General features: G+C 45.3%; 7 protein-coding genes, 10 tRNA genes and 3 rRNA genes. 2 read left to right on the top strand and 18 right to left on the bottom strand.

The genetic code is table 11. The features are described 5' to 3' along the window. Nucleotides 1-11 precede the first annotated feature (11 nt). From mvk to FFL34_RS10015, 16 genes are all read right to left on the bottom strand, one after another. A complete protein-coding gene (gene mvk, locus FFL34_RS10090; protein WP_138603333.1) occupies nucleotides 12-977 on the bottom strand; it encodes a mevalonate kinase in 966 nt (321 codons plus the stop codon). Next, nucleotides 974-2263, bottom strand: coding sequence for a hydroxymethylglutaryl-CoA reductase, degradative (locus tag FFL34_RS10085; protein WP_138603332.1), 1290 nt, complete (start codon nucleotides 2261-2263; stop codon nucleotides 974-976). Before FFL34_RS10085 ends, mvk begins: the two co-directional genes overlap by 4 nt. A 184-nt stretch (nucleotides 2264-2447) precedes the next feature. Next, nucleotides 2448-2519, bottom strand: a tRNA-Lys gene (locus FFL34_RS10080). 184 nt (nucleotides 2520-2703) lie between these two features. Further along, nucleotides 2704-2775: transfer RNA gene (locus FFL34_RS10075), tRNA-Gln, on the bottom strand. Between the two features lie 10 nt (nucleotides 2776-2785). Beyond that, nucleotides 2786-2870, bottom strand: a tRNA-Tyr gene (locus FFL34_RS10070). 48 nt (nucleotides 2871-2918) lie between these two features. After that, nucleotides 2919-2994: transfer RNA gene (locus tag FFL34_RS10065), tRNA-Thr, on the bottom strand. 215 nt (nucleotides 2995-3209) lie between these two features. Next, a tRNA-Val gene (locus FFL34_RS10060) sits at nucleotides 3210-3285 on the bottom strand. 5 nt (nucleotides 3286-3290) lie between these two features. Next, nucleotides 3291-3365, bottom strand: a tRNA-Glu gene (locus FFL34_RS10055). 459 nt (nucleotides 3366-3824) lie between these two features. Then, nucleotides 3825-3897 (bottom strand) — tRNA-Thr (locus tag FFL34_RS10050). Between the two features lie 5 nt (nucleotides 3898-3902). Continuing rightward, nucleotides 3903-3977, bottom strand: a tRNA-Asn gene (locus FFL34_RS10045). 57 nt (nucleotides 3978-4034) lie between these two features. Further along, nucleotides 4035-4150: ribosomal RNA gene (gene rrf, locus FFL34_RS10040) — 5S ribosomal RNA — on the bottom strand. Nucleotides 4151-4295: 145 nt separating this feature from the next. Next, a 23S ribosomal RNA gene (locus tag FFL34_RS10035) occupies nucleotides 4296-7214 on the bottom strand. Between the two features lie 93 nt (nucleotides 7215-7307). Beyond that, nucleotides 7308-7380: transfer RNA gene (locus tag FFL34_RS10030), tRNA-Ala, on the bottom strand. 12 nt (nucleotides 7381-7392) lie between these two features. Next, a tRNA-Ile gene (locus FFL34_RS10025) sits at nucleotides 7393-7469 on the bottom strand. Nucleotides 7470-7598: 129 nt separating this feature from the next. Next, a 16S ribosomal RNA gene (locus FFL34_RS10020) occupies nucleotides 7599-9164 on the bottom strand. The 16S, 23S and 5S rRNA genes sit together here with 10 tRNA genes alongside, the layout of an rRNA operon. A 525-nt stretch (nucleotides 9165-9689) precedes the next feature. After that, nucleotides 9690-9911 (bottom strand): AidA/PixA family protein, encoded by a 222-nt coding sequence (locus tag FFL34_RS10015; RefSeq protein WP_138603331.1) that lies wholly within the window; start codon nucleotides 9909-9911, stop codon nucleotides 9690-9692. Between the two features lie 476 nt (nucleotides 9912-10387). Here FFL34_RS10015 and pdaB point away from each other — a divergent pair, with 476 nt between their 5' ends. Next, the gene (pdaB, locus tag FFL34_RS10010) at nucleotides 10388-11146 is read left to right on the top strand and encodes a polysaccharide deacetylase family sporulation protein PdaB (protein ID WP_138603330.1); all 759 of its coding nucleotides are present in this window, start codon (nucleotides 10388-10390) and stop codon (nucleotides 11144-11146) included. Between the two features lie 96 nt (nucleotides 11147-11242). On the opposite strand, the gene FFL34_RS10005 is transcribed toward pdaB, so the two are convergent. Next, the gene (locus FFL34_RS10005; RefSeq protein ID WP_138603329.1) at nucleotides 11243-11911 is read right to left on the bottom strand and encodes a KinB-signaling pathway activation protein; all 669 of its coding nucleotides are present in this window, start codon (nucleotides 11909-11911) and stop codon (nucleotides 11243-11245) included. A 131-nt stretch (nucleotides 11912-12042) separates the two neighbouring features. Between FFL34_RS10005 and gerD the strand changes: the two genes are divergently transcribed. Further along, a complete protein-coding gene (gerD, locus tag FFL34_RS10000) occupies nucleotides 12043-12669 on the top strand; it encodes a spore germination lipoprotein GerD (RefSeq protein ID WP_138603328.1) in 627 nt (208 codons plus the stop codon). Between the two features lie 150 nt (nucleotides 12670-12819). Here gerD and FFL34_RS09995 read toward each other — a convergent pair whose 3' ends face one another. Next, the gene (locus FFL34_RS09995; RefSeq protein ID WP_138603327.1) at nucleotides 12820-13881 is read right to left on the bottom strand and encodes an Mrp/NBP35 family ATP-binding protein; all 1062 of its coding nucleotides are present in this window, start codon (nucleotides 13879-13881) and stop codon (nucleotides 12820-12822) included. Nucleotides 13882-13910 lie beyond the last annotated feature (29 nt).

Raw genomic sequence — 13910 nt, 5'->3', positions numbered from 1 at the left:
ACCGGTTTTATCTAATCCATCTTCTTTTTTAACGCAAAAGACCATACAGCGTGTGCCCCGAATTTTTTCAGTTTTTCACTTAGCTGTCTGGAATGCACTTCATTGCGGGCCAGTGCAATCACACAGCCGCCATTGCCGCCACCTGTTAATTTGGCACCAAGTGCACCCTCCTGACGTGCAAAGTAAATCAGCCTGTTTAATCCAGCATCACTCACACCAAGTGCCTCTAGTTCTTTCTGTGCTTCGTTCAGCATTTGACCCAACAGATGTTTACTCGCACTTTCCAATGCATTTCTTGCGCGGTGTGTAAGTTCACCAATTCGATCTAATTTAGATTGGATCCGTTTCGGCGCAGACTTAATCAGTTCAGCTACTGATTCAACAGCTGAACGCGTATCCCCCATTCGACCAGAGTCGGCAACAATGAAATGAAAGTCACCCTTAGGCTCTATACGATCAATTGGATGCTCTTTTTCATACCATACCGGAAGTGCTGAGGTGATTGTCAATGTATCAATTCCACTTGGCTCGCCATGGGCATATTTTTCTGAGATAGCCGCAAGTTCCAAAATGTCCTCTTCAGTATAGTCCCTTTCAGCATAGGCGAATAGTGACCGGATGACCGCAATTGCTACCGATGCACTGGATCCAAGACCTTTTCCCGGTGGAATGGATGACTTAATCCGAATTAGTAAATCCTCACACGGTAAATCAAGCTTTTCCAGCGTGGCCCAGACACAATTCGTCACCCCATCAAGTGACTCTGGGGCGGATTCAATTGGCCCGTGATAAAAAGTGCTGTCAATTTTTATCGAACCGGGCACATAGTCTACCACTGCTTCAACCCCTACTAAAGGAAAGGGAAGTGCTATCGCCGGCTGTCCGTGTACAACCGCGTGTTCACCAATGAGGATTAATTTACTATGAGCTATACCAATAGCTGTTTGTACGGAAGTTGTCGCTTTTTCTGCACTCATTTTTTATATTCTTCCACCAATTCTTTTGCTTTTCCCACACGGATTTCTTTCTCTTCAATCAAACGTTGCGATATCACATCTATCATCTCCCCTGTAGCTCCTGCTGCAATGGCTACGGATCTCGAATGCAAAGCCATATGCCCTTTCTGAATTCCGTCTGTTGCTAAAGCCTTTAAAGCCCCGAGGTTTTGGGCAAGTCCGACAGCTACAATAACTTGTGCAAGTTCCTGTGCTGAATCAACGTTTAACAGTTTATGAGCGATTTTAGATACTGGGTGAACACGAATCGATCCACCCACCGTACCAACTGACATTGGTAGTTCCAGTTCACCGATAAGATTCCCTTCGTCATCTTTGGACCATTCTGTCATTGAACCATACCGACCATTACGTGCTGCGTGTGCATGTGCTCCAGCCTCCACTGCACGCCAATCATTGCCTGTTGCAATCACAACCGGGTCAATTCCATTCATAATCCCCTTGTTATGTGTTACTGCACGATACGGGTCAGATGCTGCAAATTCATAAGCATGAATGACCCCGTCCCGCACCATTTCGCCGGTAAATTCCTCCGTTGCAAGTAAATCAGGCGGTATAATACAGCGCGCGCGTGCAAGACAACGATCGGGATAGTTGGAAAGAATCCGCAAGTATACCTTCCCGCCAGTCAACTCTTCAACGTTTGGCGCCAGGGCTTCAACCATCGTATTAATAATATTCGCACCCATAGCATCGCAAGTATTAATATAAACATGAAGGATGAGCATCTGACTGAATTTGGAGTTTGCATCCTCATTCAAGATTCTGACATCCAAATCCTCTGCACCGCCACCCCTTTTTATTAAACTAGGATATGCAGTATTCATATAATTAATCAAAGTATCTTTTTCGCTTAAAATGACTTCCTTCGCTTTATGGAAATCCTGACATCCGACAACTTGAATTTGACCTATCATGACACGCTCAGTTGCTTCTGTTGTGAATCCGCCGGCCTCTCTGACAATCTTGGCAATATGGCTTGCTGAAGCTACAACGGAAGGTTCCTCAATCGCCATCGGCACGGCATATTCTTTGTCGTTTATTAAAAAGTTAAGTCCCAAACCCAAAGGAAGTGGGAATGTACCTACAACATTTTCTATCATATTATCTGCGGTATCGGTCGTTAATGGTTTTTCAGCATAAAGATATGCTTTGTCTTCTTCTGAAAAAGCGCTCATTTTCGAAAGTAATTCCCGCCGTTCATCAACGGTCATGTTATAAAAGCCAGGAATCCTGGAAGTCTGCATGCCTTCTCATCCTTTTACCAACATATTATACGGGATTCAACCCTTTTGTTATGATTTAACTGCTTCTATTATGTAAAAAAACAGCATAAAATGCAAATAAACAAGGCTGTTTACAATCATAACCACCTTGTTTATTTTCCATTATAATATGTGTTATGTATTTCCGCTAGCATTTTTTAACCAATGAGCCATGGAGGATTCGAACCTCCGACCTCTGATTAAAAGTCAGATGCTCTGCCAGCTGAGCTAATGGCTCCTGTTCGAATGTTTTAAAATATAATCAGATGTCAGGTGATATTTTCTTATCATGTCTATACTGATTATTCAGTGTAAGAAGCTACTGTACCTTAGTTCGGTTAAATATTGTAAAAAAACCCTATGTCGGCTACCTTATCCGGATTTGTGCAGGCGGACAAAATAAAAAAGACATAAAAAAAAGACTGGGCTAGCTGGATTCGAACCAGCGAATCACGGGATCAAAACCCGATGCCTTACCGCTTGGCTATAGCCCAATGTGAAATATGGTGGAGGGGGAGAGATTCGAACTCCCGAACCCTGAGGGAGCGGATTTACAGTCCGCCGCGTTTAGCCACTTCGCTACCCCTCCTTAATTATGATAACCGAATCGTACTGAATATATACATAAAAAATTAAATGGTGCCGGCCAGAGGACTTGAACCCCCAACCTACTGATTACAAGTCAGTTGCTCTACCAGTTGAGCTAGGCCGGCAGATAATGAAGTTATTTCAATCATCATTATTCAATAATCTCAATTAAAAGGCTCATTGTGTTGCAAGTCGGTTCTTTGAAACTGTACCTCTCGCAATTTTGCCCATAGTAGAAATGTATTCAGTATTGTGAGCGTTTTGCTCTACCAATTGAGCTAAGCCCACAAACAATATATAGCCTTTGTAAGACCTAAGATACTTATACATATAAGTGAAATGGTGGAGGATGCAGGGTTCGAACCTGCGACCCCTTGCTTGTAAGGCAAGTGCTCTCCCAGCTGAGCTAATCCTCCATTATTGGTGACCCGTACGGGATTCGAACCCGTGTTACCGCCGTGAAAGGGCGGTGTCTTAACCACTTGACCAACGGGCCACTGAACATGAAAAAAGTCGATTTATGTTTTTCCGTTCACCGACAAACTTTATTATATACAGATTGTCCACTTTTGTAAAGGGGGAAATTGAAAAAAATATTCCCGTGAGATTTTATCATTACAGGCAATAGGATCTCCACTTAATTTTGAGGACACACCCCAATACTTAGTAATTGAAAAACGAGCGCATAATGAAAGTATCTATGAATACATTATCGCTGCAATCCAAACAATGATAATTACGGGTAGGGATGTATAAAGTGATTGCCAAATTTTCATTTTATGCTTCTTTATAAGAAATACTGCTACAAATACTTCCATTATTGTTACAACAGCCGCAAGTAATAAGAGAAATGACATGAAAACACCTGCCTAATGTAAATAATTCAAACACCCATGTCTAACTATAAAAAAATAAAACGCCTCGACCCATCAGAGCCGCAAGCGCCTTAATACAGAGCTTCCAGCCGGACTCGAACCGGCGACCTCTTCCTTACCATGGAAGCGCTCTACCGACTGAGCTATGGAAGCGAATATGGCTCCACAGGCAGGATTCGAACCTGCGACCGATCGGTTAACAGCCGATAGCTCTACCACTGAGCTACTGTGGAATTTATGAAAAAATATGCACCTTAATATTTAATCAGTTATAGATATATAAAGAAAGAGCCTGGCAGCGTCCTACTCTTGCAGGGGCAAGGCCCCAACTACCATCGGCGCTGGAGAGCTTAACTGCTGTGTTCGGCATGGGAACAGGTGTGTCCTCTCCGCTATTACTACCAGACCTATCGAAGTCCTGTTAGTTTACAGAACATCACTTCTATTTTAAGAACAACTATTATTATATGCATTTCCTTCGAAAAATGCAAGGGTTTTTTTAGATTTACACCCTAAAAACTAAATAAGAGTGTGATTCAACGACCATAGTAGTAGTTAAGTCCTCGATCGATTAGTATCCGTCAGCTCCACATGTCACCACGCTTCCACCTCGGACCTATCAACCTCATCGTCTCTGAGGGATCTTACTCACTCGAAGTGATGGGAAGTTTCATCTTGAGGGGGGCTTCATGCTTAGATGCTTTCAGCACTTATCCTTACCACACGTAGCTACCCAGCTGTGCTCCTGGCGGAACAACTGGTACACCAGCGGTGTGTCCATCCCGGTCCTCTCGTACTAAGGACAGCTCCTCTCAAACTTCCAGCGCCCACGACGGATAGGGACCGAACTGTCTCACGACGTTCTGAACCCAGCTCGCGTACCGCTTTAATGGGCGAACAGCCCAACCCTTGGGACCGACTACAGCCCCAGGATGCGATGAGCCGACATCGAGGTGCCAAACCTCCCCGTCGATGTGAACTCTTGGGGGAGATAAGCCTGTTATCCCCGGGGTAGCTTTTATCCGTTGAGCGATGGCCCTTCCATGCGGAACCACCGGATCACTAAGCCCGACTTTCGTCCCTGCTCGACTTGTAGGTCTCGCAGTCAAGCTCCCTTGTGCCTTTACACGCCATGAATGATTTCCAACCATTCTGAGGGAACCTTTGGGCGCCTCCGTTACTTTTTGGGAGGCGACCGCCCCAGTCAAACTGCCTGCCTGAAACTGTCTCCGGGCCGGATAACGGCCCTGGGTTAGAATGTTCGTACAGCCAGGGTGGTATCCCACGGGTGCCTCCGCGTAAGCTAGCGCTCACGCTTCGACGGCTCCCACCTATCCTGTACAAGCTGTACCAACATTCAATATCAAGGTGCAGTAAAGCTCCACGGGGTCTTTCCGTCCTGTCGCGGGCAATGCGCATCTTCACGCATAGTATAATTTCACCGGGTCTCTCGTTGAGACAGTGCCCAAGTCGTTGCACCTTTCGTGCGGGTCGGAACTTACCCGACAAGGAATTTCGCTACCTTAGGACCGTTATAGTTACGGCCGCCGTTTACTGGGGCTTCGGTTCAACGCTTCGCCCGAAGGCTAACGCATCCCCTTAACCTTCCAGCACCGGGCAGGTGTCAGCCCCTATACTTCGCCTTTCGGCTTCGCAGAGACCTGTGTTTTTGGTAAACAGTCGCTTGAGCCTATTCACTGCGGCTCAGACTCAGCCTGAGCACCCCTTCTCCCTAGGTTACGGGGTCATTTTGCCGAGTTCCTTAACGAGAGTTCTCCCGATCACCTTCGGATATTCTCCGCGCCTACCTGTGTCGGTTTGCGGTACGGGCACCTGTGAACTCACTAGAGGCTTTTCTTGGCAGTGTGGAATCTGGAACTTCGGTCACAATTGACCTCCCCATCACAGCTTGGAATTATTGGACGGATTTGCCTGCCCAACTTCCTCACTGCTTGGACGCACACTTCCAATGGTGCGCTTTCCATATCCTGCTGCGTCCCCCCATCGTTCAAACGCTCACGAGGTGGTACAGGAATATCTGCCTGTTATCCATCGCCTACGCCTTTCGGCCTCGGCTTAGGTCCCGACTAACCCTGAGCGGACGAGCCTTCCTCAGGAATCCTTAGGCATTCGGTGAAAGAGATTCTCACTCTTTTTTCGCTACTCATACCGGCATTCTCACTTCCAGGCGCTCCACCAGTCCTCACGGTCTGACTTCACAGCACCTGGAACGCTCTCCTACCATTGTTCGTAAGAACAATCCGCAGCTTCGGTGATACGTTTAGCCCCGGTACATTTTCGGCGCAGCGTCACTCGACCAGTGAGCTATTACGCACTCTTTAAATGATGGCTGCTTCTAAGCCAACATACTGGTTGTCTGTGCAACGCCACATCCTTTTCCACTTAACGTATACTTAGGGACCTTAGCTGGCGGTCCGGGCTGTTTCCCTTTCGACTATGAACCTTATCACCCATAGTCTGACTCCCAAGGTTTCACGTTGCTGGCATTCGGAGTTTGACTGAATTCGGTAACCCGATAAGGGCCCCTCGTCCAATCAGTGCTCTACCTCCAGAACGTATACCTTGAGGCTAGCCCTAAAGCTATTTCGGAGAGAACCAGCTATCTCCGTGTTCGATTGGCATTTCACCCCTACCCACACCTCATCCCCGCATTTTTCAACATACGTGGGTTCGGGCCTCCTGTCAGTGTTACCTGACCTTCACCCTGGACATGGGTAGATCACACGGTTTCGGGTCTGCGCCCGTATACTTCATCGCCCTGTTCAGACTCGCTTTCGCTGCGGCTCCGTGTCTTCCACTTAACCTTGCATACGAACGCAACTCGCCGGTCCATTCTACAAAAGGTACGCCGTCACCCATAAATGGGCTCCGACTACTTGTAGGCACACGGTTTCAGGTTCTATTTCACTCCCCTTCCGGGGTGCTTTTCACCTTTCCCTCACGGTACTGGTTCACTATCGGTCACTGGGTAGTATTTAGCCTTGGGAGATGGTCCTCCCGGATTCCGACGGAATTTCTCGTGTTCCGCCGTACTCAGGATCCACTCCGGAGGAAACTGCCTTTCGACTACAGGGCTCTTACCTTCTTTGGCCGGCCATTCCAGACCATTTCGTCTAAGCAGTTTCTTGATAACTCCGATGGAGTGTCCTACAACCCCGAAAAGCAAGCTTTTCGGTTTGGGCTGGTTCCGTTTCGCTCGCCGCTACTCAGGAAATCGCGTTTGCTTTCTCTTCCTCCGGGTACTGAGATGTTTCAGTTCCCCGGGTTTGCCTTGCGTATCCTATGTATTTAGATACGCATACTATCCCATTACGGATAGCGGGTTCCCCCATTCGGAAATCCCCGGATCACAGTTTGCTTACAACTCCCCGAGGCATATCGGTGTTAGTCCCGTCCTTCATCGGCTCCCAGTGCCAAGGCATTCACCGTGCGCCCTTGATCACTTAACTATTAATCCAGCTTCAGCTCCTATAAACAGTCGCTTAAGCTTTTTGCTTGATGTCGTTGAATATTTTACTCTTATTTAGTTTTCAAGGTGCAAATGGAGCCTAGCGGGATCGAACCGCTGACCTCCTGCGTGCAAAGCAGGCGCTCTCCCAGCTGAGCTAAGGCCCCGTTTATTGAGGATGGTGGGCCTGGGTGGACTCGAACCACCGACCTCACGCTTATCAGGCGTGCGCTCTAACCAACTGAGCTACAGGCCCATCCGATTTTGAAGAAATTACTCCCTCAAAACTGAACCAAACAACCGAGTATGACTTTTATAATCTGACTTCAATTGCCTACCGATAGTATATCGATGACAAAAAGCTTCCGTTTATTATATTCCTTAGAAAGGAGGTGATCCAGCCGCACCTTCCGATACGGCTACCTTGTTACGACTTCACCCCAATCATTGGCCCCACCTTCGGCGGCTGGCTCCAAATGGTTACCTCACCGACTTCGGGTGTTGCCAACTCTCGTGGTGTGACGGGCGGTGTGTACAAGGCCCGGGAACGTATTCACCGCGGCATGCTGATCCGCGATTACTAGCGATTCCGGCTTCATACAGGCGAGTTGCAGCCTGCAATCCGAACTGAGAATGGTTTTATGGGATTTGCTTCACCTCACGGATTCGCTTCCCTTTGTTCCATCCATTGTAGCACGTGTGTAGCCCAGGTCATAAGGGGCATGATGATTTGACGTCATCCCCGCCTTCCTCCGGTTTGTCACCGGCAGTCACCTTAGAGTGCCCAACTGAATGCTGGCAACTAAGATCAAGGGTTGCGCTCGTTACGGGACTTAACCCAACATCTCACGACACGAGCTGACGACAACCATGCACCACCTGTCACTCTGTCCCCGAAGGGAACACGGTATCTCTACCGCTGTCAGAGGATGTCAAGACCTGGTAAGGTTCTTCGCGTTGCTTCGAATTAAACCACATGCTCCACCGCTTGTGCGGGCCCCCGTCAATTCTTTTGAGTTTCAGCCTTGCGGCCGTACTCCCCAGGCGGAGTGCTTAATGCGTTAACTTCAGCACAAAGGGGCGGAAACCCCCTAACACCTAGCACTCAACGTTTACGGCGTGGACTACCAGGGTATCTAATCCTGTTCGCTACCCACGCTTTCGCGCCTCAGCGTCAGTTACAGACCAGAGAGTCGCCTTCGCCACTGGTGTTCCTCCACATCTCTACGCATTTCACCGCTACACGTGGAATTTCACTCTCCTCTTCTGCACTCAAGCCTCCCAGTTTCCAATGACCGCTCGCGGTTAAGCCACGAGATTTCACATCAGACTTAAAAGACCGCCTGCGCGCGCTTTACGCCCAATAATTCCGGACAACGCTTGCCCCCTACGTATTACCGCGGCTGCTGGCACGTAGTTAGCCGGGGCTTTCTGGTCAGGTACCGTCAAGGCATCGCCCTATTCGAACAATGCTTGTTCTTCCCTGACAACAGAGTTTTACGATCCGAAGACCTTCATCACTCACGCGGCGTTGCTCCGTCAGACTTTCGTCCATTGCGGAAGATTCCCTACTGCTGCCTCCCGTAGGAGTCTGGGCCGTGTCTCAGTCCCAGTGTGGCCGATCACCCTCTCAGGTCGGCTACGCATCGTCGCCTTGGTGAGCTTTTACCTCACCAACTAACTAATGCGCCGCGGGCCCATCTGTAAGTGGCAGCTAAAAGCCGCCTTTTAGCTTTCTCCCATGCGAGAAAAAGCATCATCCGGTATTAGCTCACGTTTCCGCGAGTTATCCCGATCTTATAGGTAGGTTGCCCACGTGTTACTCACCCGTCCGCCGCTCGTTCCACAGGCGCATGCCCCGAAGGGCAATTGCCTGCTTCCCGCGCTCGACTTGCATGTATTAGGCACGCCGCCAGCGTTCGTCCTGAGCCAAGATCAAACTCTCAAAAAAGTTTGTGATAAGACTGACGCCAATCAGCCTTCATATCTTAGCTTAAAAATTGATTCAAGGGATTGAAGTCTTCATTAAATCAAATGATTTAAAATCTGACCTCTTACCTTTGACATCTTTCTGTCATACTGGCTGTTTTGTTCAGTTTTCAAGGAGCAATTCTTTTATGTCGTTTTCGCGACGAGTTATAATATATCATGGTTGCAACTGAATGTCAACGTCTTTTTCAACTTTTTTATCAGCAGTTATTCAGCGTGTCGATTCAGTGCGAACTTGTATATCCTAATAAATAAAAGTTGTTTAACTGACAACAAATAATAATATAGCATAACTATCGAGTAAGTTCAATGGTTAAACCGAAAAAAACGTCGAAAAAAGTTGAATCATGATAAGTCTTCTATATAAAATAATGAAATCAACTAGAATATTACTTTTGATTTGGTGTAATGCCACGAATTTATTTGCGTTGTGAACTAGTGAACTTATATTAACAGTAGCTCACTTACTCCTAAAAGCTTACCAACTTTACTGATTGCCTGTATGTTTTGGTATGTATTTGATGTACTCCTGTTTACTCGCTACACGACGGTATAAATTAAACATCGTCTGATATCTTTCTTTCATCGTTTCTTTTACCATAGCTTCTATACGGGAATCTTGCATGTCCATAAGTAACTCCTCAAGTTCACGTTTTATTAAATATTCCATTTCCTTCTGTTCTTCATCATTTATTAAGAATCCCAACATAGTAAGTAACACCTAACCTTCAATCAAATAATGTCTCTTTTGCTTTTTCCTTTTTAAAAAGATAAGAAACTATAAAATTTAGCAATATAAATTTTACTTGCAAGTTTAAGCCACGTCTGGCTTCGACGCACGGGACGCGCTAGTGCAGGCGCCCGGACACCGTCGCGTTCTTATCCTGCAAGGGCGCGTGCGTCTTTGTTCTGATCCATTAAACAATGAAAGTAAGCTTCCGGATTAGTTATCATAGTATGTTTATGTTGTTCCATATCTATACACAAGAAATCCCTAAATACATTTATTTCATTTTTTAATGTCACTATTCCCATAAACACCATGTTTTTATTCTTTTATTACCCAGTCATTATCCAGAAGATCGCAATCACCCGGCAAGAATCCAAAATAAAAAACCGTAGCTTGTTCATATTGACTGAACTTGTACATAGAATGAACTAAGGACTGTTGAGGGGAATGATACGATGAAGCACTTTTATTCGATACGGCTCAAAAAATGGAAACGTTATGTTGCAGTCATCCTATTTGCATTATTTACTGCTTCTTTTCTATGGTTTCAGCGTGATGGGACGTTCTCAGTTTTGTCTGAAAATGATCCATTGGCTTTGACTAAAGGGAATGAAAATGAGCCCGAAATCGCTTTAACCTTCAATATTAGCTGGGGAGAGGAGAAAGTTCATGACATCTTGAAGAAACTGAAGGAGAAACAGGTACAAGCTACGTTTTTCGTGAGTGGTGAGTGGGCTGAGCGCCATCCCGACATTGTGGAAAAGATAACCGAACAAGAACATGAATTGGGAATGCTCGGTTACCGTTATAAAAGTTATTTGAAACAGGAAATTGATGAAGTCCGAAAAGATTTAGTACAAGCTAAAGATGTGTTCGATAAACTCGGGTATGAAGACATGGAGCTGTTGCGTCCACCAAGCGGCCACTTTAACAAAGAAATTATAGAATTAGCTGAAAAGCAGGGATACACTGTTACGCATTGGAACGTCAACCCAAATGACTGGAAAAACCCAGGTTCACAGCAAATCATTAACACGGTGATGGAACAAACATCCAATGGCGATATAATTCTGCTACACGCGTCCGATTCTGTTAAACAGACTGCTAAAGCGCTGGATACCATTTTGCAGGGTTTAAAAAACAAAGGTTTTCAATTTGTATCGATTTCTGAGCTGATTAATCAGGCACACGCCGAATCAAAGCCCGCAAAGTAGACGAATAAAGACACTGAATCCGGATGTGGCTTAACTTTGCCGGTAAACATTGTATCGCTTAAATTTATATCGGAACCAAACCCCAATGCCTTTTTTCTAGGATTGGGGTTTTACGTTATGTTTTACGTTTTTTGAAGCTGCTTCGCCCGATTTTTGCTTGGTGCCAGTTGTTGAATCGCCAGTTCCAGTTAACTTATGCAAAACAAGCAGCTGATACGTATTACAGACAAGAAGAGGGATGATCATCAACCATGCATAGACTGTTCCGTTTGCATTCAAGCCCGGAACCCACTCTACAGTAGTCATAACAACCATTAAAAACAGCGCCGGGATGAATGCTCGTCGATTTGTCGCACGGGCTTTTATGGATGAAACAACCCAGCCATACGCCAAAATTGCCGCCGCCATCAGAATAAACCATAAAACAGATATATCACCATCCATGCTGGAATACGGGAAATAAACCAAGTCAAACAACACAAATGCAATCAAAAGTACCTGTATGGTTGGCCAGAATGTACGGAACAGACTCAATCCAAACTGATTAATAAATAAATAAGCAAAAAAGCCTGTCTGACTGATGACACTAAAAACAAAACCAAGACCGAGAAAAAAGAAAACAAGCCCGATCAGTTCGAAAAAATCAAACGGGTTTAAATTATTTGCATAGGGTGCAGGTTTTACAAAAAAACTTGTGATTAAACCCGCAACGCCTCCAATCATTAACGTTTTAAAAAACAATCCTGCCAATTTCCGACTATTCAAAATATGTTCCTCCTAAAATCATGTTGAACATCCACCAACATTTTAGCATGAACATGCTTATTTTTCCTCTATAAATACATATTTTTCACCTTTGTACACATAGTAAAGACGAGAGGAAGGAGGACTTGAGTATGTTTCGTACCATTCTTGTTACCCTGTTACTGGCACTCGGTATGATTATCTCCGGTTGTAACGGGCAGGAAACCGGTGGGGATAAGGCCGATTACGATACGACGAAAAAAATGGTCGTTGATATATTACAGACAGAGGACGGAAAAAAGGCAATTAAGGATATATTATCTGATGAAAAACTCAAACAACAACTTGTCATCAACTCGGAAGAAGTCAAAAAGGCAATTAATGACTTTCTTTCCTCTGATAAAGCAACAGATATGTGGAAAAAATTATTTGAGGATACAAAGTTTGTTAAAACGTATGCAAAGTCAATGACTGACCAGCATAAAAAGCTAATGAAGGAATTAATGAATGACTCCAAATTTAAACAGCAAATGATTGATCTCCTGAAAGATCCGCAAATGACTGACAAAATGCTGACAGTTATGAAAAGCCAAGAATTCAGTAAACACTTGGAAGAAACCATTCAAAAAACACTCGAGTCACCGCTTTTCCAGGAAAAGATAACAAAAATTCTTCTTAAAGCCGCTGAAGAAAAAACGAAACAGCAAGGACAGAAATCAAAAGACGGTGGTTCTGAAGGCGGCGGTTCCGGCGGCTCAGGGGGTGGCGGTGGTGCATAATGCTAGGTTATCACCGCAGCTTCCCCCTCATCTTCAGTATTTTCGCTCGGAACGATACATTTGCTGGAAATGTATCAGCCTCGTCCACAGCGGGCTATTTCTACAGTTTCCTAAACAATAAAGAAAGAGGTGACGATATGCCACCTCTTTTTACTCTTCCTCCACTTTTGCCACAATTTTTGATGCAATCTTATGATACTCTTTCCCAAGTGGATGATCTTCCTGGTAAATGGATGGAGCAAAATCATCCTCATCCTCATATGGCTGCTGTAAAGGCAGACGACCAAGTACTTTTGATTTCAGTACTTCAGCAAGCTTGTCTCCGCCGCCTTTTCCGAATACATACTCTTTTTCTCCCGTTTTCCTGCTCTCGTAATACGCCATGTTCTCAATAACACCAAGAATGTCATGTTCCGTTTTAAATGCCATCTGTCCAGCCCGTGCTGCTACAAATGCTGCAGATGGATGTGGTGTAGATACAATCACTTCCTTGCAGCTCGGTATCATTTCATGGACGTCCATGGCGATATCTCCGGTTCCAGGTGGAAGGTCAAGCAGCAAGTAATCCAAATCGCCCCATTCCACTTCTTTGAAAAAGCTGCTAAGCATTTTGCCAAGCATTGGACCGCGCCAAATAATCGGGGAGTTGTCCTCTACAAAGAAGCCCATGGAAATAACTTGTACACCGAAACGTTCAACAGGTATAATCTTTTCACCACGTACTTGTGGTCTTTTCTCAATCCCCATCATGTCCGGTATACTGAATCCATATATATCCGCATCAATAATTCCGACTTTTTTCCCAAGTCGCATGAGTGACATAGCCAGATTAACTGTTACTGTTGATTTGCCGACGCCACCTTTTCCGCTTGCGACCGCGATGAAATGAGGCTGTTTTGTAACACCCAAAAGTGATTTTTCCTGTTCGGCTTCCGCTGCTGGCTGATACTTTTGAATGACTTCATCAGGAAGCTGCTCAAACCGTAGTCCGACTGTTGTTGCCCCATTTTTCTTCAAAATACCGACAATCTCCTGCTGCAACTGCATCTGTTCAGCCGTATTGGTTTTAGCAATACCAATTTTTACACTAACATGTTTCTTTTCTTCCTTAATGGTAATTTCTTTTACGCCACCGGTTTCTTCCAGTGTTTTATGTAAAAATGGGTCATTCACAGGATTAAGCAACTGTCTTACGTCCTCTTTTGATAACATGATTCATCACATCCTTTTCTAGCGTATAT

It is taken from the genome of Lentibacillus cibarius, assembly GCF_005887555.1.
GTDB lineage: Bacteria > Bacillota > Bacilli > Bacillales > Amphibacillaceae > Lentibacillus > Lentibacillus cibarius.
This window is presented reverse-complemented; position numbering and strand designations above follow the sequence as displayed.

Bases quoted from the DNA above. Each gene is read 5' to 3' on its own strand.
- FFL34_RS09995 (WP_138603327.1), bottom strand. From the start codon at position 13,881: ATGTTATCAAAAGAGGACGTAAGACAGTTGCTTAATCCTGTGAATGAC.
- pdaB (WP_138603330.1), top strand. From the start codon at position 10,388: ATGAAGCACTTTTATTCGATACGGCTCAAAAAATGGAAACGTTATGTT.
- FFL34_RS10085 (WP_138603332.1), bottom strand. From the start codon at position 2,263: ATGCAGACTTCCAGGATTCCTGGCTTTTATAACATGACCGTTGATGAA.
- mvk (WP_138603333.1), bottom strand. From the start codon at position 977: ATGAGTGCAGAAAAAGCGACAACTTCCGTACAAACAGCTATTGGTATA.
- gerD (WP_138603328.1), top strand. From the start codon at position 12,043: ATGTTTCGTACCATTCTTGTTACCCTGTTACTGGCACTCGGTATGATT.
- FFL34_RS10015 (WP_138603331.1), bottom strand. From the start codon at position 9,911: ATGTTGGGATTCTTAATAAATGATGAAGAACAGAAGGAAATGGAATAT.